Here is a 25,168-nt window from a genome sequence, read left to right as displayed (position 1 = left end):
GGCCTTTCGTGAGGACTGGCATAGCTTACCTCCGGTCCGCGATACCCCCGACGCGGAGAGTTCCTGGCTCGGCGGAAGATTTACCCCTGTAGCGGTGATGATCACGGCTAGTCTCCTTACGGGGCGTCAAGGCACTCTTCAATGGCACCTTTCATATAGGAAACGAGGGCTTCAAACCCCTCCTGCTCTCGCCAGCGGTCCTCGATCATGCCCAGGTAGCCATCCCGCGCATACCTCAATAGCATTGCGTGGTCAGCCGGTGCGTTCTTTTCCGCCCATTCCGCCGCCACATCTTTTGGAGCAACATCGCCGGTAGCCGCGGTCAGCCACATACGTGACAAGGTCAAAACGACATTGCGCTCATCTCCCGACACCTCTGCCAGAAGGCTGGACAAAGAGTCACGGATGGCCCGTCGGATATCAGCCATTGGCACCGGTTCGAAAAGCTTAGCAGCATTGATGCCGTACAGTGGCAGGTTGTTATCGACCACCTCCTTCAGAACTATTGCCAGATCAGGATCGCGGACCGGCTCCGGGACGATTCCGGCCTCAAACTCCTCTCGCAACCACTCACCGTATACAAACTCAGCCCGAGGCGGGAATTGCCAAGGTACAACGTCAGAAACGGTCACCACCGTCAGCTCGACCGGCCTGATAGCTTTTGGTGTCCCCATCGCGCCGGATACGCTCATTAACTGGGCAACCAGCGCCTTCCTTTGCGAAAAGGTAGGTGAGACAGAGACGGCAACCAGGATATCTACGTCGCTGTCCCGCTTTAAACCACCAACGACGGCAGAGCCGAAGAGAAAAATGCCGATGATGGAATCACCTAGCAGACCTTCCACTACTGACTGTGCCTGTATGGCTTCGTATGGTATATCTGTATCTACCATATTCTCAGGGAACTGTTGTCGCTTTAACGTCCCACATCAGCTGCGCGCGTAGCGCGTCAGCTGCATGTGATTGTTAGCGCTTTTGTTTATCAAAGTCAGGTAGCTGGACTTTTAGCCCGGGAAGATAGATCGATACCGGGTTGTCTTCTGCTGACCCTCTCTCCTGCGGATCAAGGTAGTTCCTTATATGTTCAATCAACTCGTTCCGCGCGGATGCAATCTTATCCATGATCGTGTATATGTCTGATAGGTCTACCACAATCGTTCGACCTTGAGCTACATCGAAAGGAATTTTGTCACCTTTCCGGATAATTTGAATAGTTGGCAGCTTTGTCATATGTCGGACACCGAGTTCATAAAACGCATTTGGGTTACCGAATGACATATCCGCTACGCAGAACTTACTTGATACTACTTGCTCGAATATTTGTTGAGAAATAAGCCCGGACTTCCCAATCTTATCGGCTCTAACTACGGTGACACCGAACTCCCTAAAAGCTGGCTCTATAAGATGTCTGAGCATCATGTCAGAGTGTTTTCTAATATCTGATCCCTCGTCGCCGATCGGAGTGATGTAAAAACATACTGAATCGCTCGGCGTTACTTCTGTTAACTCTTCATTTATATCCGTTTTATCAACAGTGGAGACCTCTTGCTCTTCCAGTTCAGTCTCCGCAGCTTTCGATGTCTCAGACCCATCAGCTGGAAGTCGGTCAAGGCGAATTGTACGTTTTTGGTTAGAGTGCTCTAGAAGTATTCCGGAAAAGGCTGCATTCTCTAAAATGATATTCTTAGCTTCATCCACTCTGCCCCGCGGGATCTCATATCGGCTTTCCAGCACGTTGGCCAGAAACTCATCATCGGGGATCATTTGGCCATCATAGTCAGAATAGAACCGACTCAAAATAGTCGGTATCCTAATGGCCTTTAGCTTCCCTTCATCTTTTTCCTCTGGGTAATTTGGTGCAAGGATTTTCCTAGCAGTTTCAGAAAGGGAATATTTATCTCCTTCTTGTAGGATTAGTTCATATGCTATTGCGCCCCAAATTAAATACTTCGTATTACCTGACTTGGTTCCAGCACCCATCCCTCCGGCTATCTCGTCCCAGCTTGCGGGCCCGCCCGCATAAACCTCGTGGATTACCTTTGGCACAGCTAGGCAGTCTTCCAAAGTACGGCGCGGTAGCTTGCTTGTTGATATTCGCTGTGAACCCTTCTTAGGCCCGCTGCGCGTCTGATCTTTGGTTTCATCTGGATTTTCTTTCGTTTCTGCCATATTTCTCTAAACTCCTCGTAGCGCTAACGCCGAAGCTGAGCGATTTGTTAGCTTCGATCTGCCTCGGAAAAGTCGCTAATCTGTGGCGGCTCGATACTAAACCAGTCAAAATTGAGCACTGCTTCTCTGTCTTCGTTCACCTCTTCGACCGTTGACAGTCCCTCGCCCGGCAGACCCGACTCTGAATTCACCACTAGAACTGTCAGCGGAGGCCATTCGTAATCTTGACAAAGCCACATGATTGGCCCAAGAAATTGAGCCATTGTGCCCGCCCCGCCAAACCCAAGGATCGCGGCGAGGTCGCCATATGTAAAGGACTTTCGCTCTCTTGCCGCGCAAATCAGCAAGGTCCATATTTGGCTGGAGCGTTGATATCGAGTCATTCTCTTTCCCACTTTGGTGATAAAGCTAACGCCTGGGCTAAGCCGCCGATACGGAGCGCAGCGTAGTAACGGTCGGCTTGAACCCCTGGTTATGTGCTTTATTGGTAGATGGTATTGTTAACAAGCTCCGCAAACTTACCATTGTAGATTGTGTCGAGCCGTAACCTCTGCCATGCCTGCTAGAATGCGGGCTTGGAAAACGCAAATTTGATTCCCGATTCCCATTCGGCCCACGTTTTATCGTCTATATTGCCTTCTCGCCAAAGGAAGCACTCTTCGCTACACAAATCAAAATATGCACGCGTATTCCTCAGCGCTCGATCCCTCTGATCTTCAGACAACTTCTCTAAGTCAAAATTTTGATCATTAACAGATTCAGGAAAATTCAAGATGACCTCTTGACAACGCTTTGTGTAGTCAGCGAAAAAGTTCAATTGCAGCTGTTTTTTAAAGCTCGTGACGGTGAACCCCAAGGCAACTGCAGTGATGATCATCGTGAAAGTGGATATGATGACTGCGATAACTTCCAGCTTTTTACCTTAGTCCGTTCTACCTCGCACATAACGCCCGCATTTGTGGCTGGCTTGGAGCGTAGCGGAAAAACCAGTCCGACAACATGCGCTTGTTGTGTCATTCACTTTCTAATTTCTGTACATGAGCATCTATTCTTTCAGCAAACTCACGGCAATTTTTTACCAACTCTACAATACTTTCTACCGACACGGCAACAGACTTTCCTTCCTTATCATAGCCAGCGCGATGCACACAATCGTGCCTCACTCTAACGGCTCTAAATAGCCATGATACATCCCCAAAATCACACCCAAGCACTTCAGCATACATTGGTTTTACCTTGCGCATATCATGAAAGATAATACCTTTTAAATATGCAGCAACAGTTGATTTGATATTGCTGTGCTGAGCGTAAACCTCGTTTACTGTAAACTTGCGCTTCCCAAATTCAGGATCAGTTTCGATCAGTTTTCTCGTTAATTTGTCGGAACTAGTGACGCAATGAATAAATGTAGCAGACAGGAAGTGCTCCAGCGTAGAAACAACATGAGCATGCAGCATTACCAATAAACTAAATCGAGCGCTTTGATTTGTTTCTACTTGAAGCATTGCAGGGATTTCAGCCAACTGCTTATTAAACATTTCCAGTTGCTCTGAATTAACCAGTTCCCACTGAAGCTCATCTTCTTCAGGGTCTTCCAAATCCCACTGAGATAAGCTCACATACGAGCCTGAAGTAAGGCCATCTATTTTTGCCATGATAGACGGATCGTTATCATCGCCGAACCGAACAACATAGCCATAAAGCAATCCATCTTTGCTGTAATCAGCTTCAATGTCGTAAGCGATCTTCTCTAACTCATCTTCGGTAATCTCAAGAAGATTAGCCAAACGAATTTTCTTTTGTTCTTCAATTCGATCAAACCAGTAGTCTTTAGTACTTCCCATCTATATGACTCCTTACGGGACATAACGCCGAAGCTGAGCCGCGCGGCTTTAGATGTGTTGGCTCCAGTGACTTGTTATGCGCGCCCGCCTTGCTCGATAAGAAGCACCCTGCGCGCACCTACCCTTGCTCAAGGAAACTGTACCCGGCGTAAGCGAGGCAGGCGAGTGCAAGCCCAATGATTGCGAACAGCGTGAGCTGCATACCCAGCACTCGGGCACCGAGAGCGTCAGTCAGCAGACCCCTCGCGTGCAAAGTGCGGCCGGCTACAACTGCGACGCCTCCAGCGTGCAACAGCACAGGATGCCCACCGCTCATCTCCAGCAAGGCCAACAGAATCAGGGACAGGGGGATGTACTCTATTGCGTTGGCCTGGGCCCGAATCGCTCCCTGGAGCTCGCTATCCCCTGCATCTCCTAGGCGCACTTTCTTTGCCCGGCGCAGCTTGACGACCCGCAGGGACAACCAGACAACCAACAACGCCAGAGGAGCTGCGTATATAGCGGTAATCATCTAATGATCCTTCTTCTTTACTTCCATATCTGCGGCCTGGGCTTGACGGTGACCAAGCGCATAACGGACCGCTAACCGACGCGAGGTACGAGCGTCCGGTTGAGCGGATTGTTAGCGGGGATGGAGATGCGGTCTGACGTGCTTCTCAATAGAGGAGACCGCCTCTTGAATCTTTTAGTGAGTTCATTGTCTTGGCTCGTCGCTGAGGCGTGCGCGGTGCTGCGCATTTGCTTGGTGAAGTCCCGGTCACTCTGAAAGTTCTTACCGCCAACCGCCTTGTCATCAATAACCGCTTCCATCGCTACCTGAAGCTCACGCGCGCATTGCAGTAGCGCGTCGCCCGCCTTACGAATATCACTCCCCCATAGGGCTTCCACTTCCAACAGCTGCGCATCCAGCTCCCGAAGAGCATCACGTACTGGCTCCCAGCGATTCTGGTAGACATGCGCCCATGCTTTCGCCTCCTGCTCGGATGTTGCACTTTCGACGCCGGGATAATCCCCGGGAAACTCGGCACCTTGGATGAACGGAGCCCTGCAGTATCGGAGCTCGTCCCGCACACGGTAGGTTGCCCGGATGAGTTGCCTCGCAACCTCGAACTGAGTCCTACCGCGGAGTTCTCTACTCCAGCTTCTGAGCCCAAGGACTGCTACGATCGCAGTTGTTGCTGCCGCAATCGACACCAGCACCTCCTTGGCAATTGAGACCGCTTCCACCATGCAGAAACCCATTAATTAACTCGCTAACGCCGCAAACGCTGGCGCATAGGTTGGCGCTGTTTTTGCTGGCTTGTTGTTTTCGCAAAAACTGCGACAACCTTAATGCGTCCGGTGGTTTGCCTTGTTAGGCACATCAATCTCTCTTTCCGGCCACTAGCTCGCCCGTTACTGTGGTATTCGATGCCTGACCATTTTCGTCTTTACAGGTTAGCTGCATACGGAAGTTCGAGCCTGGATGGTCCTGTTGTAGATTAGCGATGAGAATCTTTGTACTGCCAGCCTCAAAAAGTCCGAAATCTCCAGTTTCACGGACCCCTCCCCATCCACCCATTAGAAGGCCCGTAATGGGCAGCCCAGCAAGGCCATCAGCGGGTATAAAATTAAAAATCACGGATCTATATGTGACAATTCCGACGTTCTTGAGATGCATGTGGTGTTCTCCGTTCCTAAACTCTAACCACGCATCAAACTTGGGCGCGACCTCCTCCTCTCGCCTTTGGCGAACAATTTCGGATGATCGTTCTGCAGCTTTACGGGAGCGGTGTGAGCTATAGGCACTCCAACCTGCAAGACCCAGAGAAATTACTGATATCCCTAGAGCTACTGCTGATACAGTAAGCGAGTTGTATTCAACCATTGCGTAACCCCTCAACCGGCTTAACGCCAACATAACCGGCGCGAGATACGAGCGTACGAAGCCGAAGGCATGAAGTTAATGTTTTTGTTAGGAGCCATTCTCGCCTACCGTTCGAGAGGAAAGCAGTACAGCAATCCATGATCAGAAAATGTGTTTAGCTCGAATGTTTTTGTTCTACCGGATGGGCAATACCTACCGTGACACTTAGATAGCCAACCCGTTACTTCTCCCAACCTAAGCTTGTTCTCGCCCTTAAATCGGTACTGAATTTCGTGATTACTGTTTTTGGTAACTAGATGAGGCACTTGCGGCCATTCGACCTCAATATGTTTCCCTGAAATTGAACAGTGCGCATCCCATGCAAACACAGGACTGTCAAGCAAAATTGCTAATAAGAAAATTGCAGTGGCTCGCATTCAAACTGACTCCTAACGCCCGCCATCACGCGCTTGTCGCGTGTATGGCATTGTTATGTTTTTAGTAGTACTGCGTATAATCTTCTTCAAAACCTGCGAGCCCGGCTAGTTGATCCAATATAGTTTTCCCAACCACTAATAACTCTCTAGTTCTTTCAGGGTCATCCCAGCCTTCAGCACCGTGCTTCCCACCATGGAATAGGTTATTTCGAGTAATTTTTAGCAGGCGAAAAACTTTACACAATTCGGAATCACAATCATCTAAACCGACGTCTTTCCATTCAAGATCTGCGCCTTTACCCACTTTTTGCCTATTTGGGTTAAGCGCCAGCAGATTTCTCGTCTCATCCGTATGCTGAAAGGCCTGCTTGTTATGATAAACAAACGTACACCACCCTGGCTCAGCGTTATCTCCGACACCATCCCGCTTTAGGAATTTGTTCTCTTTCAGGGCAAACTCAAACCGCGAAAACCAGTAAAAGAAGTCGAATGTGAGATCCTTCAACTCGTTGTTAATGTCTTCCTTACGCATGATATCTCCCGAAAACATAACGCTTGAGTTGAGCCGCCGTTTGGGAGCCGCGACGCGGCTTCCAAACGGTCGGACTCCAACTCATTGTTAGATTTTCTGATCAGAATATGAGCTGCTTAACCAGATCTTGTACCACCTTATATTTTCCATCCTTCAACGCGGCGTGGAGCTTTGTGCCAATGCTTTCTTTTTCCTTCAGATAGGATCTCCCCAGCACGCGAAGCCCCTTCGAGGTTAGCCTGCACGCATAGAAGGTTCGTTGAGATTCACCATGTTTCGTCTCGTTGCACGTAATGATTTCTTCCGCAATCATGTAGTAGATACTGTTGCGGTAAATCTCCAGGTGCGGCTTAACGGGGTTTTCATCTACAGTGTGCCCTGCATCCCACGACTTCATCTCATCATCAAAATTCTTGAGCTGGCGCGTCCGGCGCTCCGGCTCGAGGTACAGGATGTCCAAGTCCACCGGGTTCGGAAAGGACTGATAAAGTATGTCGAGGATTACGGCGGCGCAGCTCTTGAATACTTTAATGTTGTCGGGTTCGTCCAGGACCATCTTTTCCTCCTGTGAATCTAACAGGTATTAGATAGCGCGCTCGTTTATTCACTTTAACGATCACGCACGTTCAATATTCTTATCTGAATTAATTAACTAGCTGATTTTAAAAAAACAACGGTTTCATTCGGGCAGCCTAAGCCGGATTCGCGTGCTTGCGCGTTTTGCTTTTCACAATAAACTGTATATACATCCATAACCGTATAAGTATGGCTACGCACGGCAAGCCACCAAAGCTGATGGACCGGGTAAAGGCGACCATGCAAGTGAGGCGATACAGTCCTCGCACTGTGAAGACGTACTGCTATTGGATACGTTTCTTCATACGCTTCCACGGTGTGCGTCACCCTGTTGGCATGGGAACCACAGAGATCCACGCTTTTCTGGAGCATCTGGCGATTCAGCGAAAGGTAGCTGCGGCCACTCGGAACCAGGCACTGAATGCCTTGGCCTTTCTTTATCACTATAAATTGGGCAGCGAGTTCGGGAGTGTTCGCAGTCTTCTGGGCTGGGTCACTCGAGGTTTCAGGCACGCTACCGCCATCTACCTGCATGTGGGGAAAGCGCCCTGCTTTCTGTGCGGTAGTCCCTTGCGTCATGGTGTTGTCATTTATCCGGCACTCTTCGGTGCCTTCGATTTCAAGACTAATCATCCCGGCTTTTGACTGTAAAGCGTCGTAACAAAAAATGGCGGCATGCGTTGGTGCATGCCGCCATTTTAATGAGCTGGAGTTGGCCGCCGAGTGTCAGACCATTTTCTTGTCTTCGACTTCTTCCGGTGTGGTGCCGGGGGGCAGCGGGTGGCCCTTGGCGAGTTCGGCGCGGGTGGCGTCGCGGATGTCGAGGAGCGTGACCCGGTAGGTGAGCGAGTGGCCGGCCAAGGGGTGGTTGGTGTCGATGAGCACGCTGTCGGGGCGGGCTTCGAGCACGGTGACGATTTCCGGGCCGTCGTCGCCGGGTGTCTGGAAGCGCATGCCGGCCTGGAGGTCGTTGTTGGGGAAGGCGTCACGGCCGACCTCGCGCACCAGGCTTTCGTCACGTACGCCGTAGGCCTGCTCGGGGGCCAGGGTCACGCTGAGCTCCTCGCCCTGCGCCTTGTCGAGCATGGCTTCCTCGAGCCCGGCCATGATGTTGCCGTGGCCGTGCAGGTATTCCAGCGGTTTGTCGCGGGCCCGGGAGTCATCCAGCGTCTGGCCTTGGGCGTCACTGAGTACATAGTGAAAGGTGACGACTCGTTGCGGCGCGACAAGCATGGTTTTCTCCTGGTTGGGTATCGGTCAGTCGCATCGACGTAGCTGGCTGACGGGCATTTCCAGATGCTGCTGCTTGTGCAGCATGCCGAGCAGCACGATGGCGCGGTCTTCGCCCTTGTGGGTCTCGAACACGGCCTGGAGGTCCTTGAAGGGGCCGGAGGTGATCTCGACGGCTTCGCCGGCCCGGAAGTAGACGTTGGCGGAGCTGTCGTCCTGGGGGCCGGCGTTGGCGCGCAGGGCTTCCACCAGGTCGTCGTGTACCGGAACCGGTGATTGCAGGCCGAAGGTGACGATCTTCAGCACGCCCCGGGTGGAGCGGATGGGTCGCCAGTTGCTGGCCAGCTTGTCCAGCCGGATGAAGAGGTAATTGGGGAACAGCGGCTCGACGACCCAGGTGAGTTTGCCGCGGCGCTTTTTCTGGACTTCCAGCACCGGGTGGAACAGCTCGTAGCCCTGGTTGTCGAGGTGTTCCACGGCACGAAAGGATTCACCGCCCTTGCACTGAATCACATACCAGCGCGGCACGGCATCGTCTTCCTCGCTCGAGCATGGGCTGTGGTCTGTCATGTCGCTCCTGGTCGTCGCGGCTGGTATCACCTGCGGTGCTCTGCAACAATCGGGCACGCACCTGGTGGGGGATCCTTCCTGCCCCCGGGATAGGTGCCTATTCTAACATTGTTGATCGGCCCCGCGAGGGTCGCTCAGGCACGCCGCAAGGAGAGCCCGCGCCATGCCGACACCTTCCGTCCACCGCAGCTGGTCCGATGCCCTGGCGATCTATCTCAGGGCGCCCGTGCTGACCATGCTGTTCCTGGGTTTTTCGGCCGGACTGCCCTTTCTGCTGGTGTTTTCCACCCTCACCGCCTGGCTACGCAGTGATGGCGTCGAGGTCGCCGCCATCGGCTTCTTCGCCTGGATCGGCATGCTGTATTCGATCAAGTTCTTCTGGGCGCCGGTGGTCGACCGGCTGGCCCTGCCCGGCCTGACCCGCTGGTTCGGCCAGCGGCGTGGCTGGATGCTGCTGGCTCAATCGATGATCGCCCTGGGCCTGATGGGTCTGGCGTTCACCGATCCGGTGGGGCATCTCACCCAGGTGGCGATCTTCTCGCTGCTGGTGGCCTTCGGCTCGGCGACCCAGGACATTGCCATCGATGCCTTTCGCATCGAGTCGGCGCCTGATGACATGCAGGCGGCCATGGCCTCGACCTATATCGTCGGCTATCGCGGCGGCTTGATTGCCGCCGGGGCCGGCGCCCTCTACGTGGCCTCGGCGGTGTCCTGGGAGGCGGCCTATCTGTGCATGGCGGCACTGGTGCTGGTCGGCACCCTCACCGTGCTGATCCGCCCGGAGCCGGCGCGGCTCTCGCTGACCACGCAGCTGATTCACGAGCCCCGGGTACGCGCCTTCCTGCGCGCCAGCCGCGGCAAGCCGGCCTGGATGAGACGCCTGGGTGCCTGGGTCATCGGGGCCATCGTCTGCCCGTTCACCGACTTTTTCGTGCGCTATCGGCGTCAGGCGCTGTGGCTGCTGGTGTTCGTGGCGGTGTTCCGCATCAGCGACCTGGCCATGGCCTCCATGGCGCATCCGCTGTATATCGATCTGGGCTTCTCGCTGGACACCATCGCCAGCGTGACCAACATCTTCGGCATCGTCATGAGCATCCTCGGCGGTCTGCTCGGCGGGGTTCTGGTGGCACGCTACGGCATCGGCACCATGCTGGTCTTCGGGGCCACGGCCACGGCGCTAACCAACCTGCTGTTCGTGCTGCTGGCCTCCACCGGCGACAACCTGGTGATGCTGGTCGTCACCATCATCGGCGACAACCTGTCCAACGGCCTGGCCAGTGCGGTCTTCATCGCCTTCCTGTCGAGTCTGACCTCGCGGGCCTATACGGCGACCCAGTACGCGCTCTTTTCCTCGCTGATGACGTTGCCGGGCAAGTTCCTGAGCGGCTTCGGCGGTCTGGTGGTCGATTTTCAGGGCTACGCCAGCTTTTTCCTGCTGGCCTCGGCACTGGGTGTGCCGGCCATTCTGCTGGCCATCTGGATTCGCCGTGGCACCCTGCTCAAGGGCGCCGTCGCCCAGTAAATCCTGAAGCTCCCGGTGCCCTGCACCGGGCCTGCCGTGGCGAGGATCAGCCCGGGTCCTGGGTGCTCAGCCATTCCAGGGCCCCCGGGGTACTGCGCCATTGATCACGCATCAGGGTGCGATACTGCCAGGCCTCGGCGGGTGAACCGGGCGCGGCCTCGGTGCTGCTGCCCGATGGCTCGCGGGGCGAGTCGCTGTAGAGCAGTACCAGGGCATGGCGATTATGCTGGTAGACTCGCTGCAACTGCTCGTTGGCCTCGTCATAGCGCCCCAGCCGATAGAGTGCCAGCAGGCGGCCCATCATCATGCCCAGCATGGCACCAGGCTCCACCTGATCATCGGCCATGGCCTCGCCACTGAGGGTCAGGGCCTCGTCGTTGCGCCCTTCGCGCAGCAGCTGGTCGAGCACCAGCTCGCGCAGCCCCAGGCTGTCCTGATCATCCAGCGCCAGCAGTCGCTCGGCGAGCTGGCGGGAATGTTGTCGCGCACCACGCTCCATGCCGACCACCAGCGCCAGACCGGTGCGCAGGAGTACGGCGTTGTCGGCGTTTTCCCATACCAGGGCCGGGCCCTGCAGCGCGTGGGCTTGGGCCAGCCAGCCCTGCAGTCGCCGTGCCAGGGGCTCGAAGAGGCTGGGCGCCATCCACGGCAGGCTGCCGAAGCGACTGGTCAGGGCCAGCGCCAGGGATTCCACCACGGCGGGCGAGTCCAGCCATTCCGGATTGGCACACAGGGCCGGCAGCCATTCCTCGGCCTGCAGCCAGGGGTCGCTGTCGAAGCCCAGCAGGGCTTCCGGGTCCACCTGGGCGACGAACACCGCCTGGAAGGCCGCGTAATGCGTCATGTCCCGGGCACTGGCGTGATAGGTCAGGCCGTCTTCGCCGCGCTGGAATTCGAGCGTGGGTGCCTCGGGCAGTTCCTGCATCAGGGACTGCAGGGATACCAGGGGCTCGGCCAGGTCGGCTTCGGCGTTGAGCAACTGTTCGGCCAGGGTGGCCCCCGGATTCGCCGCCAACTCGGCCAGAAACTCCAGCTGCTCGGGCTCCAGGTCGCCCTGCCGGGCCAGACGCCGATACCAGAAGCGTGAACGCTCGGCGGCTTCCTCCTCGTTGCCCTCGTGCAGCAGCAGCATGGCTTCGATGTAGGCAAGCGTCGGCGAGTCGGGCAGTGCCTGCTGGGCGCGCACGAAGGCCGCCCGGGCACTGTCCAGATCGTCGTTGTCGAGATGCAGCAGGCACAGCCGTTCCAGGGCAACGCCGCGCAGGGACAGGGGGCCATGCTCGAAGACGGCATCCAGCAGGGCCTGGCGCTTGCGGTTGAAGCCGCGCTCCTGGTAGAGGTCGACGAGGATCTCGAAGGCGGGCTCGGCCTGGTCGGGCAGGTTGTCCCAGTCGGGGTTGTCGAAGACCGACTCGAGGATCTGCTGGGCACGCCCGCGCTGGCCGGATTCGCCGGCAATCAGGCCGGCCTCGAGCAGCGCCTGTGATGGCGCCAGCCCGCTGGCCAGCGCCGCCTTGAGCGTCGGGCCTTTCCATTCGCGCAGAGACAGCATCCACATCAGGTGGCCGGGCACATGCCCGGGCAGCGACACGGCGCCGCAGCACTGTCGCATCCTGAGTCCGGAGTCGCACCAGCAGGGCTCGTTGTCGCCCGGCCGGGCCAGCGGCTCGCACTCGAAGTCCAGCCGCTCCAGCGGCGCCTGGGACCAGAGTTCCGGTGCCAGGGCCTGGGCCGTGGCCAGATCGCCCTCGAAGTGCGCTGGGCCCTCTTCCCGTGCCCAGGCCATCAGGGTGGGATAGCGCTCATCTTCGCGTATGGCTCCCAATGCTCCGGACGCGAACCCCAGCAACTGCTCTACCCATACCGCCAGCATCGCTGTCTCCAACACGTTCGGAAAACGCCACAGTCTAACAGCTGCGTGCCGGCCTGGCAGCCGCTCACTCCGAGGCCCACTGCCGCAGCGGGGCAGTACGTGCGGCCATGTCGAGGCGGGCCTGCAGCCGCACCAGGTTCCAGTAGTGGCCATTGAGGGTGCGCGACAGCAAGAGGGTATCGGCCGGCGGCTGCAGCCGGTCCAGCGCCGCCCAGATCTTCGGGCTGAGCTCGCGCACGCGCTGATGCACGCGGATGTCACCGAAATCCTGGGGACCCGGCGCGAACAGCGGCTCGATGGCATCGGCGGTCTCGCGATACAGGGCCAGCGGCGCGCCCTGCCCCTGGCGGCCGCCGAGTGCCATGACGGCCTCATCCATGGCCATGGGGTCCTTCTCGAGGGTGGCATCCAGCAGGTGCATCAGCGTGCGCAGCCGTGCCGCCGGAACCTCGATGACGGCGCCCAGGTCATAGATCACCAGCCGCCCCTCGGCATCGGCGGCGAAGTTGCCGGCGTGGGGATCGGCATGCAGCTCGCCATGGGTAAAGAGTTCTTCCGTCAGCCAGTCGGCCAGGGTCGCGCTGAGGCGCTGACGCAATCCGTCCTCGGCGGACTCCAGCTCGCGCAACGGCGTCCCCTCGACATAACGCATGGCCAGCACGCCCTCCCCGCAGAGGTCCGGCAGCGGTTCGGGGATCACCAGTTCATCGCGCTCGGCGTAGCGTTGGCGATAGCGCGACAGGGCATCGGCCTCGGCCCGGTAGTCCAGCTCGCCACGCAGGCTGGCGGCCAGCTCCTCGAACATGGCATCCAGCCGCGCCTGGGGCATGCGCAGCCAGCGGCCGAGACGCATCAGGCGACGCACCTGGCGCAGGTCATCCTCCAGCACCTGAGCCAGCCCGGGATACTGCACCTTGAGCACCACGCTCTCGCCGTCATGCGTAACGGCCCGATGCACCTGCCCCATGGAGGCACTGGCAAAGGGCCGAGTCTCGATGGACGCGAAGGGGGTTTCGAGGTCGCCGTAGCAGGCGACCAGGGTGCGCCGAATGTCCTCCCAGGGCATGGGCTCGGCCTGGCGCTGCAGGCGCGCCAGCTCATCGGCCAGCTCGGGTGGCAGGACGTCATCCCACTGGGACACGATCTGGGCCAGTTTCATGGCCGGGCCCTTGAGCTCGGAGAGCCCGTCGAACAGCGCCTGCCCGAGGCCCTGCCAATCGGCCTGCCCGCCCAGGCGCTGCTTGAGCACGGCGCCGCCGGCTCGCGACCCCAGGCCGAAAAGACGCCGTCGTCGACCCTGTTCTCTCACTGCTGCCTCCCGTCCGCTCAGCGCACGGGTTACCGGTCGGTGTGCGGCCGGGCCCTCTGGCGGATACCAGTAAATACTGTAAGAATCCCCATGTTCGCTCATTGCCCCGCGAGATGCCATGCGTCTGATCATTGCCGAGAAACCCAGCCTGGCCCGAGCCATCGCCAATGCCCTGCCGAACTCGCCGCGTCAGGAGGATGGCGCCCTGGTGGCGGGCGACACCACCGTGACCTGGTGTCTGGGCCACCTGCTGGAACAGGCGCCACCCGATGCCTATGACCCGGCCCTGAAGACCTGGCGACTCGACAGCCTGCCCATCCTGCCGGACGAGTGGCGACTGATGCCGCGCCCCAAGGCCAAGGGGCAGCTTGGCGTGATTCGCCGCCTGCTGAAGAGCGCCACCCAGGTGGTGCATGCCGGCGACCCGGACCGCGAGGGCCAGTTGCTGGTCCAGGAGGTCATCGAGTACCTGGGCTGGAAGCGCGACGTGGCCCGCCTGCTGGTCAGCGACCTCAACCCGCCGGCGGTCAAGCGTGCCCTGGCGCGACTGGAGGACAATCGCCGCTACGCATCCCTGTATCAGGCCGCCCAGGCGCGCGCCCGGGCCGATTGGCTGTACGGCATCAACCTGACCCGTGCCTGGACCCTGGTGGGCCGCCAGGCCGGGCATGACGGGGTGCTCTCGGTGGGTCGGGTGCAGACCCCGGTGCTCGGCCTGGTGGTGCGCCGTGATGCCGAGATCCGCGACTTCACGCCGGTGCCCTTCTTCGTGCTGTGGGCCGACCTGGCGGTGGCCCGCGGCACACTGCGCGCCTGGTGGGTGCCCGGCGAATCACACCGGCTGGATGACCAGGGCCGGCTGCTCGATCGCCGGGCCGCCGATGCCCTGGCACCGCGCCTGCCGGGGGCCGAGGGCCGGCTGACCAGCCTGGAGAGCCGCGACAAGCGCCAGGCCGCCCCGCTGCCCTACTCGCTCTCGGCGCTGCAGGTCGATGCCGCGCGTCGTCACGGCCTCTCGGCCAAGGCGGTGCTCGACATCTGCCAGCGCCTCTACGAGCGCCACCAGTTGATCACCTATCCGCGTTCGGACTGCCGCTACCTGCCCGAGGAGCACTTCCAGGGCGCGCAGCGCACCCTGCAGGGGGCCTGCCGGCATGACGAGACGCTGGGCCGCTGGCTGGCCGGCGCCGATTTTTCGCGACGCTCCAAGGCCTGGAACGACAAGCAGGTGGGCGCCCACCACGCCCTCTCGCCCACCGGCAAGCCGGCCGACCTGGAAAAGCTGTCGCGCCAGGAAGCCGACATCTTTCGCCTGATCACCCGCAATGTGCTGGCCCAGTTCTATCCCGCCCTGCAGACCCGCGAGGTGAAGGCCGAGTTCACCATCCTCGAGGAACGCTTCCGCGCCCGCGGCCAGGAGGTCCTCGAGCCGGGCTGGAAGCCCTTGTTCACCACCCGTGACGAGGCGCCGCCGCTGCCACCGCTCAGCGAGGGCGAGGCGTGTCGCGTCGATGACGCCGGCGTGGAGGATCGCGAGACCCGCCCTCCCGAACACTTCACCGATGCCAGCCTGATCAAGGCGATGATGAACATCGCCCGCTATGTCGACGACGCCTCGATTCGGCGCACCCTGCGCGACTCCGACGGGCTGGGCACCGAAGCGACGCGGGCCGGCATCATCGAGACGCTGCTGGAGCGCGGCTACCTGGTGCGCGAAGGCAAGAGCCTCAGGGCCAGTCGGCTGGGCAGCGCCCTGATCGCCTCGCTGCCGGAAGCCGTCGGGCGACCGGAACGCACGGCACAATGGGAGCAGCGTTTGGCCAATATTGCCGAAAACGATGATCCAGCGGCGCCCTTTCTGGACGGGCTGGTGGCGGATCTGCGTCAACTGTTGCAACACGCCGATGCCGGCCGTGTCCGCAATGCCCTCCAGCAGGCCCAGGGGCCCGAGCCCCGGAGCGGCGGCAAGGCCGGCGGCAAAAAAGGCGGCCGTCGCACCCAGTCGCGGGGCAAGCGCACTCAGGGCAGCGCGTCAGGCGGGAAGACTTCCAACCAGAAGGGCACGACCCGCAGCACATCAAGCCGCGGCAAGTCCTCAGGCAGCTCGCGGCGCGGCAGTGGTGGCAAGTCGTCATGACCCAGCTGATCATCGGCCCCGGCGCCATGGGCGGCCTGCTCGGCATCAAACTGGCCTCGCAGCAGGCGGTGATGCTCGCCGGCAGGCGGCCACTGCCGTCGCCACAGTCACTGACCAGCCCACAAGGCAGCACAACTCAACATGCCGTGGACGGCCGGCTTGCAGCGGCATTGACCGAGCGCGACCTCTCGACCGTCTCCACCGTGCACCTGCTGACCAAGGCCTATGCCGCCGAGTCTGCCCTGGCCGAGGTGGCCACGCGCCTGCCGGCGGCAACGCCACTGGTACTGTGGCAGAACGGGCTCGAAGTTCAGCCCCGGCTGACCCGCGACTGGCCGGGCCCCACCCTGTGCGCCAGCACCACCGAAGGCGCTTACCGCCAGAGCGATACGCACATCGTGCACGCCGGGCAAGGCCACACCTGGATCGGTCACCTGGAAGGCGAGCATGCGATCCTGGCTGCCGAGCTGGCCGACACCCTGACCCGGGCGGGCCTGGCCAGCCAGGCGGTGGACGACATCCACCAGCGTCTGTGGCACAAGCTGGCCGTCAATGCCGCCATCAACCCGGTGGTCGCCCGCTACCGCATACGTAACGGACGGCTTGCAGAACCGCGCTTCGCGCCCATTACCAACGCCATCATCGCCGAAGTGGCGGACATCATGCACAGCGCCGGGATTGCGTTGCCGGCCCGGGGGCTGAGCGGGCTGGTCTGGCAGGTGATCGAGGACACGGCTCACAACCGCGCCTCCATGTTGCAGGACGTACTGGCCGGCCGCCCCACCGAACATGACGCCATCCTGCTGCCCCTGTTGCGCCTGGCGCGGGAGCACCACCGAGCGACACCCTGCCTCGCGGCCTTTCACCGTTATTTCAGCCAACGCTCGGCGACTGGATAAGTCGAAAGTCGAGTGCTAGCTTTCATGAACTGCATGATAATGAAGTGGCAAGCGGCCTGCCCTGCGCCACATTGAGGTCAGGGGACATGAATTCTCGAGCAGACAAGTGGATCGCAACCGGCCTGGTGATGGTGGTCACCGGGTTTTCTGCGTGCGTGGCGGTTGCCGACGACGAGCCGGTCTTTTCACAGCAGTCCACGCGCATCACCCAGCTCGACAACGGCCTGATCATCGAGGGCCAGGATGTCGAGTCGGGCGACCGTTTCACGTCCGGCTTCAGCCTGACGGCCGGCATCAATCCCACCACCATGCCGGCACTGGATCTGGGCGCCGAGTTCAGCTACCGCGACAGCGACGCCGTCCCCGTGTCGGGTCAACGCCTGGTCGACACCACCAGCCTCGGCGGCAGCCTGATCGCCGGCATCCGCCTGCAAGACGGCTTCGGCCTCTACGCCAAGTCGGGCCTGGCCAACTGGGACACCGACGGCGCCACGGGCAGTACCGGGCTCGAGGAAAACGGCACCGCCCGCGTCGAAGGCTTCGGCGCCCGCTGGCATAACAACGGCGTCATCAGCCAGCTCGAATACGAACACTTCGACGACACGACGCTCTCCCACCTCAACCGCATCAACGCCACGGTGAGGGTGCCGTTCTAGAAAGCTGGAAGCTGGAAGCTGGAAGCTGGAAGCTGGAAGCTGGAAGCTGGAAGCTGGAAGCTGGAAGCTGGAAGCTGGAAGCTGGAAGCTGGAAGCTGGAAGCTGGAAGCTGGAAGCTGGAAGCTGGAAGACAGCATGAACCCCGCAGATCCTGAGTCAAGGGGTTACTTCGAGCTTCAAGCTTACGGCCGCGAAGCGGACGATCTTCCGGCTTCCGGCGCAGCCGGGGCCCGGCTGCGCCGGGCCTACCCCGTATTCCTCAACCCGGCGGCGATGCCGGCCATGGTGACCATCAGGGCGCGGGAGAGGTCGGCGCTGATGGCGCCGTCGGCGTCGCGGTTACGCTGCAGCAGTTCGGCCTGCAGGCCGTGCAGCGGGTCGATGTAGGGGTTGCGCACCTCGACGGCCTGGCGGATCAAGGGGGTGTTTTCCAGCAGTTCCTGCTGGTCGAGGATTTCCAGCACTACCTGATGCAGGTTGCCGAAGCGGTCGCGCAGCCGTTGCCCCAGGGCTTTCAGCGGCGGTTCATCGACCAGCCGGTGCTCATAGTAGGCGGCGATGCTGACGTCCGCCTTGGCCAGCAGCATCTCCAGCATTTCCAGGTAGGTGGCGAAGAACGGCCAGCGGTCGCGCATGTCGCGCAGCACTTCCAGGCCGCCTTCGTCTTCCAGGCGCTTGGCGAAGGCTTCGCCACTGCCCAGCCAGGCCGGCAGCATCAGGCGTGTCTGGGTCCAGGCGAAGATCCAGGGAATGGCGCGCAGCGTCTCCACGCCGCCGTCCTGGCGCCGCTTGGCGGGACGCGAGCCGAGCGGCAGGCGGCCCAGGGCACTCTCCGGGGTCACCGAGCGGAAGTACGGCACGAAGTCAGGATCCTCGCGCACGACCCCGACATAGGCGCTGTGGGCCACTTCCGCCAGCTTGTCCATCTCCTCGCGCCAGGCCGGCTCGGGGGTCGGCGGCGGCAGCAGCGAGGCTTCGAGCACCGCGCAGGTATAGATTTCCATGGAGCGCAGGGCGATCTCCGGCTGACCGAACTTGAAGCGAATCATCTCGCCCTGCTCGGTCACCCGCAGACTGCCGTTCACCGAACCCGGGGGCTGCGACAGGATCGCGGCATGGGCCGGGCCACCACCACGCCCCACGGTGCCGCCACGACCATGGAACAGGGTCAGGTCGACGCCGTGACGACGACACACCTCGACCAGGGTCTCCTGGGCGCGGTACTGGGCCCAGGCGGCGGCCAGCTGACCGGCGTCCTTGGCCGAATCCGAGTAGCCGATCATGACTTCCTGGCGGTCACCGACGAGCTCGCGGTATCCGGGCAGGGCCAGCAGGCGGTCGATGACATCCCCGGCCCGATTCAGGTCATCCAGGGTCTCGAACAGCGGCGAGATGGGCAGCTTGGCATCGCCGCCGACTTCCTTCATGAGCAGCGCCACGGCCAGCACGTCGGAGGGCTGCCCGGCCATGGAAATGATGTAGGTGCCCAGCGCCTCGGCATGCTCGCCGGCCGCCACCCGGAAGGTATCGAGCACCTCGCGGGTCTCTTCCGAGCAGTCCCAGTGACGCGGGATCAGCGGACGCCGCGAGCCAAGCTCGGTCAGCAGGAAATCCTGGCGCTGGGCTTCGTCCCAGTCGCTGTAGTGGCCGAGCCCCAACGAGTCGGTGAGTTCTTCCATGACCTGTTCGTGACGGCTCGCTTCCTGGCGCAGGTCGAGCTTGGTCAGGGTCACGCCGAACACCGCCACGCGGCGCAGAGTGTCGAGCAGTACGCCGTTGGCGATGGTATCCAGCCCCACGTCGCACAGCGAGCGGTAGCAGGTCAGCAGCGGAGCGAACAGCTGGTCACGGGTCTCGATGATCGGCCCCCCTTCATGGGGGCGCCCTTCCAGCTCGGCCTTGGCCCAGTCGCGCGTGGCCTCGACCCGCGCCAGCAGCCGCTTGAGCAGCTCGCGATAGGGTTCGGCGACGTCACCGACTTCGGCCTTGAGCGCGCTGTTGGCCTTCCACATGGAGAGCTCGGTCTTGAGCTGCTCGAGGTCGCGCAGATAGAGGTCGGCGGCCATCCAGCGGCCCAGCAGCAGTACCTCGCGGGTGACCTTCGAGGTCACGTTCGGGTTGCCGTCCCGGTCGCCGCCCATCCAGGAAGCGAAGCGAATCGGCGCCGCATCCAGCGGCAGGCGCTCGCCGGCGGTGTCCAGCAGCAGGTTGTCGAGGTCGCGATGAAAGTCGGGCACGGCCTGCCACAGCGAGTTCTCGATGACCGCGAAGCCCCACTTGGCTTCGTCCACCGGGGTGGGCCGTTCGTGACGGATCTCGTCGGTGTGCCAGGCCTGGCCGATCAGTTCCTCGAGACGACCCTTGGCGCGGGCGCCGCGCTCGGGATAGTCGGCGGAGGACTCGATGGCGGTCAGGCAGTCATCGATGGCGTCGTATTTCTGGATCAGGGTGCGGCGGATGACCTCGGTGGGATGCGCGGTCAGCACCAGCTCGACGCGCATGTCGGCCAGGCTTTCGACCAGCTTGCGCGCTGAATGCCCCTCGCGGCGTGCCCGGTCGAGCAACTCGCCGAGCACCGGCTGACTGCCGGGCTTGTAGTCCTCGACGCGGCGGAAACGCGCCCGGTAATGCTGCTCGGCGATGTTCGCCAGATTCAGGAACTGGTTGAAGGCCCGGGTCACCGGCAGCAGCTCGCTTTCCGGCAACTGGCGCAGGTACTCGATCAGTTCACGCTGGTCATCGGCTTCGCCCTGTCGGCCACGCTTGGCGAGGCTGCGAATCGTCTCGATGCGATCAACGAAACCTTCCCCCAGATCATCGGCGATGGTGCGCCCCAGGCTGTCGCCCAGTATCCGGACATTGTCGCGTAGCGATTCGTGCAGGTCATGACTCATGATCGAGTTTCTCCTTCCGACGATGACAGGGGGTTGGTTTCTCGTTGCTTGGCTTCCTGCCAGCACTCCTCCATGCGCGCCAGCCCAGCCTCGCTGAGCGGCACCTGTTGTGCGGCCAGGGCATCCTCCACATACCGGAAGCGTCGCTCGAACCGGGCATTGGTATCGCGCAGGCAGCGTTCCGGGTCGGCCCCCAGGGTGCGCGCCAGATTGACGGTGGCGAACAGCAGGTCGCCGACCTCCTGGGCGGCATGCTCGTGATCCTCGGCCTCCAGGGCCTCGGCCACCTCGTCGAGCTCCTCGCGCAGCTTGTCGATCACCCCGCGGCGGTCGGGCCAGTCGAAACCGACGCCGGCGGCACGCTTGGAGAGCTTGGCCGCCCGCGACAGCGCCGGCAGCGTGCGCGGCACATCGTCGAGCACCGAGTGCGCTTGACGCGCCTCGCGCTCGTCGGCCTTGAGCGACTCCCAACGCGACTTGACGTCCTTCGTCTGTACCTCGGCGGCGGGCACGCCCTGACGACGCGAGGCCAGGGTGCCGTCCGGAAAGACATGGGGGTGACGCGCCAGCATCTTGCGGGTCAGCACATCCACGACCTCATGGAAGTCGAAGCGCTGCTCCTCGGCGGCGAACTGGCTGTAGTAGATGACCTGGAAGAGCAGATCACCGAGCTCGCCGGGAAGTTCATCGAAGGCGCGACGCTCGATAGCATCGGCCACTTCGTAGGCTTCCTCGAGGGTATGCGGCACGATGCTGTCCCAGTCCTGCTTGACGTCCCAGGGACAGCCCTGCTGCGTATCCCGCAACACGGCCATCAGCGTCAGCAGGTCCTCGATGTCATGGCGTGGCTGGCTCATCAGCGCTTGTTCCCCCGTTTGCCGCTGCCCCTGGCCTTGTCCGAGCGGGGCTTCTGCGCACTCTTGTTCTGCGCTGCCTTCTTGTCCGCCCCGGCGCCGCCCTGGTGCTTGCCGGCGGCCGGTTCCGGGTCGGCCTGCTTGCCACCCGAGCGCAGACGGTGCACCTCGATGACGTTGGACAGCTGCTGAATGCGCGAAAACAGCCGGCCCAGGGTTTCCAGTCCGTCCACCTCGACGGTGATCATCATCCGCGCGATGCCGTCATCGGTGTCGGTGAGGGTGTTCACCGAGAGCACATTGACCTTGTCGTTGCTCAGCACCGCCGTCACGTCGCGCAGCAGGCCGGAGCGGTCCCAGGCCTGGACCTCGATATCGACCGGATACTGGGTGTTGGCCCGCTCGCCCCACTCCACTTCGATGATCCGCTGGGGTTCGTCCAGCCGCAGCTGCAGGATGTTCGGGCAGTCCTGGCGATGCACGGTGACGCCACGCCCCTGGGTGATGAAGCCGACGATGGCCTCCCCGGGAACCGGATGGCAGCAGTTGGCCATGTTGGTCTTGAGGTTGCCCACGCCGAGCACGGTGATGTCGTCGTCATCGCCCTTGCCGGAGGCGCGCCGGGGCTTGGCCAGCAGCTTGTCGAGCTCCTGGTGTTCGTCGTTCTCGCCGAACAGTTGCTGTGCCTGGTTGAGCACCTGGCCGATGCGCAGATCCCCGGCGCCCAGGGCGGCGTACATGTCATCGGGGCCGAGATAGTTGACGCGGTTGGCCAGCCGGGTCAGGTCCATGCCTTCCACGTCGAGGCGCTTCATTTCACGCTCGAAGAGTGCCCGCCCTTCTTCCAGGTTCTGGTCGCGCGCCTGGTGCTTGAACCAGGACTGAATCTTGGCGCGGGCCCGCGAGGTGCACACATAGCCCAGGCTGGGGTTGAGCCAGTCGCGGCTCGGCCCGCCCTTGCTGGCGGTGAGGATCTCCACCTGCTGGCCGGTGTTGAGCTTGTAGGTCAGGGGCACGATGCGGCCGTTGACCTTGGCGCCCCGGCAGCGATGGCCCACCTCGGTATGCACGCGGTAGGCGAAATCGATGGGCGTGGCCAGCCTGGGCAGGTCGATCACGTGGCCATCCGGGGTGAAGACGTAGATGCGGTCCGGGGCCACGTCACTGGAGAGGCCTTCGCGCAGGTCGCCGAAGTCGCCGACCTCCTCCTGCCATTCCAGCACCTGGCGCAACCAGGCGATCTTCTCTTCGTAACTGGCGCTGCGGGCATTGGTGTCGTGGCCCTTGTAGCGCCAGTGCGCACAGACGCCGAGCTCGGCCTCTTCGTGCATGGCGAAGGTGCGAATCTGGATTTCCAGAATCTTGTTCTCCGGGCCGAAGACCGCGGTATGCAGCGACTGGTAGCCGTTCTGCTTGGGATTGGCGATGTAGTCATCGAACTCGTTGGGCACGTGATGCCAGCGCGAGTGCACGATGCCCAGCACGGCATAGCAGTCGCTGATGCGGGGCACCAGGATGCGCACCGCGCGGATGTCATGCACCTGGGAGAAGTCGATGCGCTTGCGCTGCATCTTGCGCCAGATCGAATAGATGTGCTTGGCGCGGCCATCGATCTGGTGTTCGATGCCCTGGGCATCCATCAGCGACTTGAGGGTGTCGACGACATCGCTGATGTAGCGATTGCGGTCCAGGCGCTTTTCGGCGAGCTGGGTGGCGATGGCCTTGTAGTCATTCTCGTGCAGATAGCGGAACGACAGGTCCTCGAGTTCCCACTTGAGGTGGCCGATGCCCAGGCGATGCGCCAGGGGGGCATAGATATCGAAAACCTCGCGGGCCACCTGGAGGCGCTTGTCGCGCGGGGCATCGCGGACCTGGCGCAGGGCGCAGGTACGCTCACTGATCTTGATCAGGGCGACGCGCACATCGTCGATCATGTTGACCAGCATCTTGCGCAGGTTGTCCTGCTGATCATGCTGTTCGAAGTCCTGGGTCGGCGTCTGCGCCGAACTGATGGCGGCCATCTGCAGTACGCCATTGATCAGGCCGGCCACCTCGTCACCGAAGCGCTTCTCGACGTCCTGCAGGCTGATCAACTGCTCGCGCACGGCGCGATACAGAACGGCGGCCTCCAGGGCCGACTGGTCGAGACGCAGCTCGCCCAGGATATCGGCCATCTCGAGCCCCATGCGAAAGCTCGAGCCATCCTTCAACCAGGCCTTGTGCGGGCGTTCCGAGGCCAGCTCGAGCTGCTGGGCCAGCTCGCAGGCCGCGCGCATCTCTTCGGCCGAGCGCAACCTGACATCGTCCTCGAGGCGTTCGACCCAGCGCCCGATATCGACCCTACCCTCCGGGTCCAGCGGCTGGTTTTCACGCACTTTAACCATGGGCTGATGCTCCTTGCCGCTGCCGCATCGAGTCAGGATGCTCGAGCAGCAGCATGGATTCGAGATGTGACGTGTGACTGAACATGTCGGCCACCGCGCTGCGCCGGATCACATAGCCGGCTTCCACCAGGCGGGCCACATCCCTGGCCAGGGTGGCCGGATCACAGGAAATGTACAGCACCCGGGGAACCGGCCGAAATGCCAGCTGCCGACACAGGGTATCGGCGCCGCTGCGCGGCGGATCGAGCACCAGCACCTCCGGCGCCAGCTCGCTCAGCAGTCGCTCGACGGCCGTGGCATCGCCGAGATCCGCCTGACGGGCCTCGACCGTCAGCTCATTGAGCGCGGCATTGGCGGCCAGGCGCTCGACCATGGCGGCATTGCCCTCGGCCGCCATGACCCGGGCGCCGCGGGATGCCAGCGGCAGGCTGAAGTTGCCGATGCCGGCGAACAGGTCCAGCACCGGGGTATCCGCGGGCAGCGCGGCCAGCCACTCGACGACGCTATCCACCATACTCTGGTTGACGGCCTCGTTGGCCTGGAGAAAATCGCCGGGCTCGAGCGCCAGGTGCAGGACCTGCCGATCGACCCTGAGCCGGCAGCTCAGCCGCCCGGGCACACTCAGCCACTCGAAACGCGGGTTGTCGCGCCCCAGCCAGACGCCGATGTTGAGCCCATGCTGGCCGGCGAAGACACGCCAGCGCTCCAGGTCGCTGTCATGCTGGCGCAACTGGCGCAGTACCAGGGTCACGGCGTTATCCGTGGCCAGCAGTTCCAGATGACCGACGTGGCGCGGGGCCTCGAGGGATTCCAGGTGTTGGCGCAGGGGGGCGAGCAGCTCGGCGAGTTCCGGACGCATCACCGAGCAGGTCTCGAGATCGATCAGGCGATGGCTGTGACGGGCGCGAAAGCCCATCCGGACCCGGCCGTTGCTGTCGACACGCACGCCGAGCCTGGCGCGACGTCGATAGCCTTCGGCGTCCCCCGCCAGCACCTGGATCTCTCCGGGCAGCTCGACGCCCTGGCGGGCCATCAGCTCGCGCAGCACCCCGACCTTGTGCTCGCGCTGCGACGCCACCGCCAGGTGCTGCAGATCACAGCCGCCACAGCGTCCATAGTGGGGACAGGGCGGCGTCGCCCGCGCCGGGGAAGCCTCCACCACCTCGCTGACATGGGCTTCATCGAAGCGCTTGCGCGAGACATGCACGCTGGCGCGCACCCGCTCGCCATCCAGCGCGCCGTCGACGAAGACGGTCTTGCCATCCGCATGGCGACCGACACCACGGCCGTCATGGGCCAGCCCGTGGATCGTCAGCTCGCTGGTGCCCTGACTCGAGTCCGCCCCGGAGGTAGCATGCGATGCGTGGCGTGGCTGGTCGAGGCCCGAAACACCCGAGCGTGCGCGGGCCGGCCGCCGCTTGCCGAGACCCGCCACC

The 25,168-nt window shown here is 61.5% G+C and carries 22 protein-coding genes; 5 read left to right on the top strand and 17 right to left on the bottom strand.

Going from position 1 to position 25,168, the window contains the following annotated elements:
• Positions 1-116: 116 nt before the first annotated feature.
• The 9 genes from QWY79_RS12880 to QWY79_RS12840 all read right to left on the bottom strand — a co-directional run bounded on the left by QWY79_RS12880 (position 117) and on the right by QWY79_RS12840 (position 7,384).
• Positions 117-893: an aminoglycoside adenylyltransferase family protein gene (locus QWY79_RS12880; RefSeq protein ID WP_290273345.1), complete on the bottom strand. Its 777-nt coding sequence runs from the start codon at positions 891-893 to the stop codon at positions 117-119.
• Between the two features lie 73 nt (positions 894-966).
• Entirely contained in the window at positions 967-2,169 is a 1,203-nt protein-coding gene (locus tag QWY79_RS12875) for a hypothetical protein (RefSeq protein ID WP_290273342.1), read from the bottom strand.
• A gap of 47 nt (positions 2,170-2,216) precedes the next feature.
• Positions 2,217-2,552: a hypothetical protein gene (locus QWY79_RS12870; RefSeq protein WP_290273339.1), complete on the bottom strand. Its 336-nt coding sequence runs from the start codon at positions 2,550-2,552 to the stop codon at positions 2,217-2,219.
• A gap of 630 nt (positions 2,553-3,182) precedes the next feature.
• Positions 3,183-4,013: a hypothetical protein gene (locus QWY79_RS12865; RefSeq protein WP_290273337.1), complete on the bottom strand. Its 831-nt coding sequence runs from the start codon at positions 4,011-4,013 to the stop codon at positions 3,183-3,185.
• A gap of 118 nt (positions 4,014-4,131) precedes the next feature.
• Positions 4,132-4,524, bottom strand: coding sequence for an MAPEG family protein (locus QWY79_RS12860; protein WP_290273336.1), 393 nt, complete (start codon positions 4,522-4,524; stop codon positions 4,132-4,134).
• Positions 4,525-4,595: 71 nt separating this feature from the next.
• Positions 4,596-5,255 carry a hypothetical protein gene (locus QWY79_RS12855; protein ID WP_290273333.1) on the bottom strand — a complete coding sequence of 220 codons (660 nt, stop codon included), beginning with the start codon at positions 5,253-5,255 and terminating at the stop codon, positions 4,596-4,598.
• Positions 5,256-5,376: 121 nt separating this feature from the next.
• Positions 5,377-5,673 carry a hypothetical protein gene (locus QWY79_RS12850; RefSeq protein ID WP_290273329.1) on the bottom strand — a complete coding sequence of 99 codons (297 nt, stop codon included), beginning with the start codon at positions 5,671-5,673 and terminating at the stop codon, positions 5,377-5,379.
• Between the two features lie 684 nt (positions 5,674-6,357).
• Positions 6,358-6,828 (bottom strand): hypothetical protein, encoded by a 471-nt coding sequence (locus QWY79_RS12845; RefSeq protein ID WP_290273326.1) that lies wholly within the window; start codon positions 6,826-6,828, stop codon positions 6,358-6,360.
• A gap of 100 nt (positions 6,829-6,928) precedes the next feature.
• On the bottom strand, positions 6,929-7,384 hold the full coding sequence (locus tag QWY79_RS12840) for a hypothetical protein (RefSeq protein ID WP_290273324.1): 456 nt from the start codon (positions 7,382-7,384) through the stop codon (positions 6,929-6,931).
• Positions 7,385-7,593: 209 nt separating this feature from the next.
• Between QWY79_RS12840 and QWY79_RS12835 the strand changes: the two genes are divergently transcribed.
• A complete protein-coding gene (locus QWY79_RS12835; RefSeq protein WP_353960374.1) occupies positions 7,594-8,049 on the top strand; it encodes a site-specific integrase in 456 nt (151 codons plus the stop codon).
• A gap of 81 nt (positions 8,050-8,130) precedes the next feature.
• Here QWY79_RS12835 and QWY79_RS12830 read toward each other — a convergent pair whose 3' ends face one another.
• Positions 8,131-8,637 carry an FKBP-type peptidyl-prolyl cis-trans isomerase gene (locus QWY79_RS12830; RefSeq protein ID WP_290273321.1) on the bottom strand — a complete coding sequence of 169 codons (507 nt, stop codon included), beginning with the start codon at positions 8,635-8,637 and terminating at the stop codon, positions 8,131-8,133.
• A gap of 24 nt (positions 8,638-8,661) precedes the next feature.
• Complete coding sequence (gene rfaH, locus QWY79_RS12825) at positions 8,662-9,204, bottom strand: transcription/translation regulatory transformer protein RfaH (protein ID WP_141320203.1); 543 nt, start codon at positions 9,202-9,204, stop codon at positions 8,662-8,664.
• Positions 9,205-9,367: 163 nt separating this feature from the next.
• Between rfaH and QWY79_RS12820 the strand changes: the two genes are divergently transcribed.
• Positions 9,368-10,726 carry an AmpG family muropeptide MFS transporter gene (locus QWY79_RS12820; RefSeq protein ID WP_290273315.1) on the top strand — a complete coding sequence of 453 codons (1,359 nt, stop codon included), beginning with the start codon at positions 9,368-9,370 and terminating at the stop codon, positions 10,724-10,726.
• A 46-nt stretch (positions 10,727-10,772) separates the two neighbouring features.
• Here the strand turns inward: QWY79_RS12820 and QWY79_RS12815 are convergent, their stop codons facing one another.
• The gene (locus tag QWY79_RS12815) at positions 10,773-12,599 is read right to left on the bottom strand and encodes an SEC-C domain-containing protein (RefSeq protein WP_290273312.1); all 1,827 of its coding nucleotides are present in this window, start codon (positions 12,597-12,599) and stop codon (positions 10,773-10,775) included.
• Between the two features lie 64 nt (positions 12,600-12,663).
• The gene (locus QWY79_RS12810; RefSeq protein ID WP_290273309.1) at positions 12,664-13,908 is read right to left on the bottom strand and encodes an ABC1 kinase family protein; all 1,245 of its coding nucleotides are present in this window, start codon (positions 13,906-13,908) and stop codon (positions 12,664-12,666) included.
• 118 nt (positions 13,909-14,026) lie between these two features.
• On the opposite strand from QWY79_RS12810, the gene QWY79_RS12805 reads away from it, so the two are divergent.
• From QWY79_RS12805 to QWY79_RS12795, 3 genes are all read left to right on the top strand, one after another.
• Complete coding sequence (locus QWY79_RS12805; RefSeq protein WP_290273306.1) at positions 14,027-16,045, top strand: DNA topoisomerase III; 2,019 nt, start codon at positions 14,027-14,029, stop codon at positions 16,043-16,045.
• Positions 16,042-16,944 carry a ketopantoate reductase family protein gene (locus tag QWY79_RS12800; protein ID WP_290273304.1) on the top strand — a complete coding sequence of 301 codons (903 nt, stop codon included), beginning with the start codon at positions 16,042-16,044 and terminating at the stop codon, positions 16,942-16,944. Before QWY79_RS12805 ends, QWY79_RS12800 begins: the two co-directional genes overlap by 4 nt.
• An 86-nt stretch (positions 16,945-17,030) precedes the next feature.
• Positions 17,031-17,600, top strand: a complete 570-nt coding sequence (locus QWY79_RS12795) for a porin family protein (RefSeq protein ID WP_290273302.1) — start codon at positions 17,031-17,033, stop codon at positions 17,598-17,600.
• A gap of 245 nt (positions 17,601-17,845) precedes the next feature.
• Here QWY79_RS12795 and ppc read toward each other — a convergent pair whose 3' ends face one another.
• The 4 genes from ppc to QWY79_RS12775 are packed head-to-tail and all read right to left on the bottom strand — an operon-like array spanning position 17,846 to position 25,167.
• The gene (gene ppc / locus QWY79_RS12790) at positions 17,846-20,494 is read right to left on the bottom strand and encodes a phosphoenolpyruvate carboxylase (RefSeq protein WP_290273299.1); all 2,649 of its coding nucleotides are present in this window, start codon (positions 20,492-20,494) and stop codon (positions 17,846-17,848) included.
• Complete coding sequence (mazG, locus tag QWY79_RS12785) at positions 20,491-21,351, bottom strand: nucleoside triphosphate pyrophosphohydrolase (RefSeq protein WP_290273297.1); 861 nt, start codon at positions 21,349-21,351, stop codon at positions 20,491-20,493. Before mazG ends, ppc begins: the two co-directional genes overlap by 4 nt.
• Positions 21,351-23,732, bottom strand: coding sequence for a GTP diphosphokinase (gene relA / locus QWY79_RS12780; RefSeq protein WP_290273295.1), 2,382 nt, complete (start codon positions 23,730-23,732; stop codon positions 21,351-21,353). The genes mazG and relA overlap by 1 nt, the downstream gene beginning before the upstream one ends.
• The gene (locus QWY79_RS12775) at positions 23,725-25,167 is read right to left on the bottom strand and encodes a TRAM domain-containing protein (protein ID WP_290273292.1); all 1,443 of its coding nucleotides are present in this window, start codon (positions 25,165-25,167) and stop codon (positions 23,725-23,727) included. The genes relA and QWY79_RS12775 overlap by 8 nt, the downstream gene beginning before the upstream one ends.
• Between the last annotated feature and the right edge of the window lies 1 nt (position 25,168).

The organism is Halomonas sabkhae, from assembly GCF_030409265.1.
In the GTDB taxonomy this organism is placed as follows: Bacteria; Pseudomonadota; Gammaproteobacteria; order Pseudomonadales; family Halomonadaceae; genus Halomonas; species Halomonas halmophila.
Note: the sequence above shows the minus strand (reverse complement) of the source record. Positions and strands in the feature narration are given on the sequence as shown.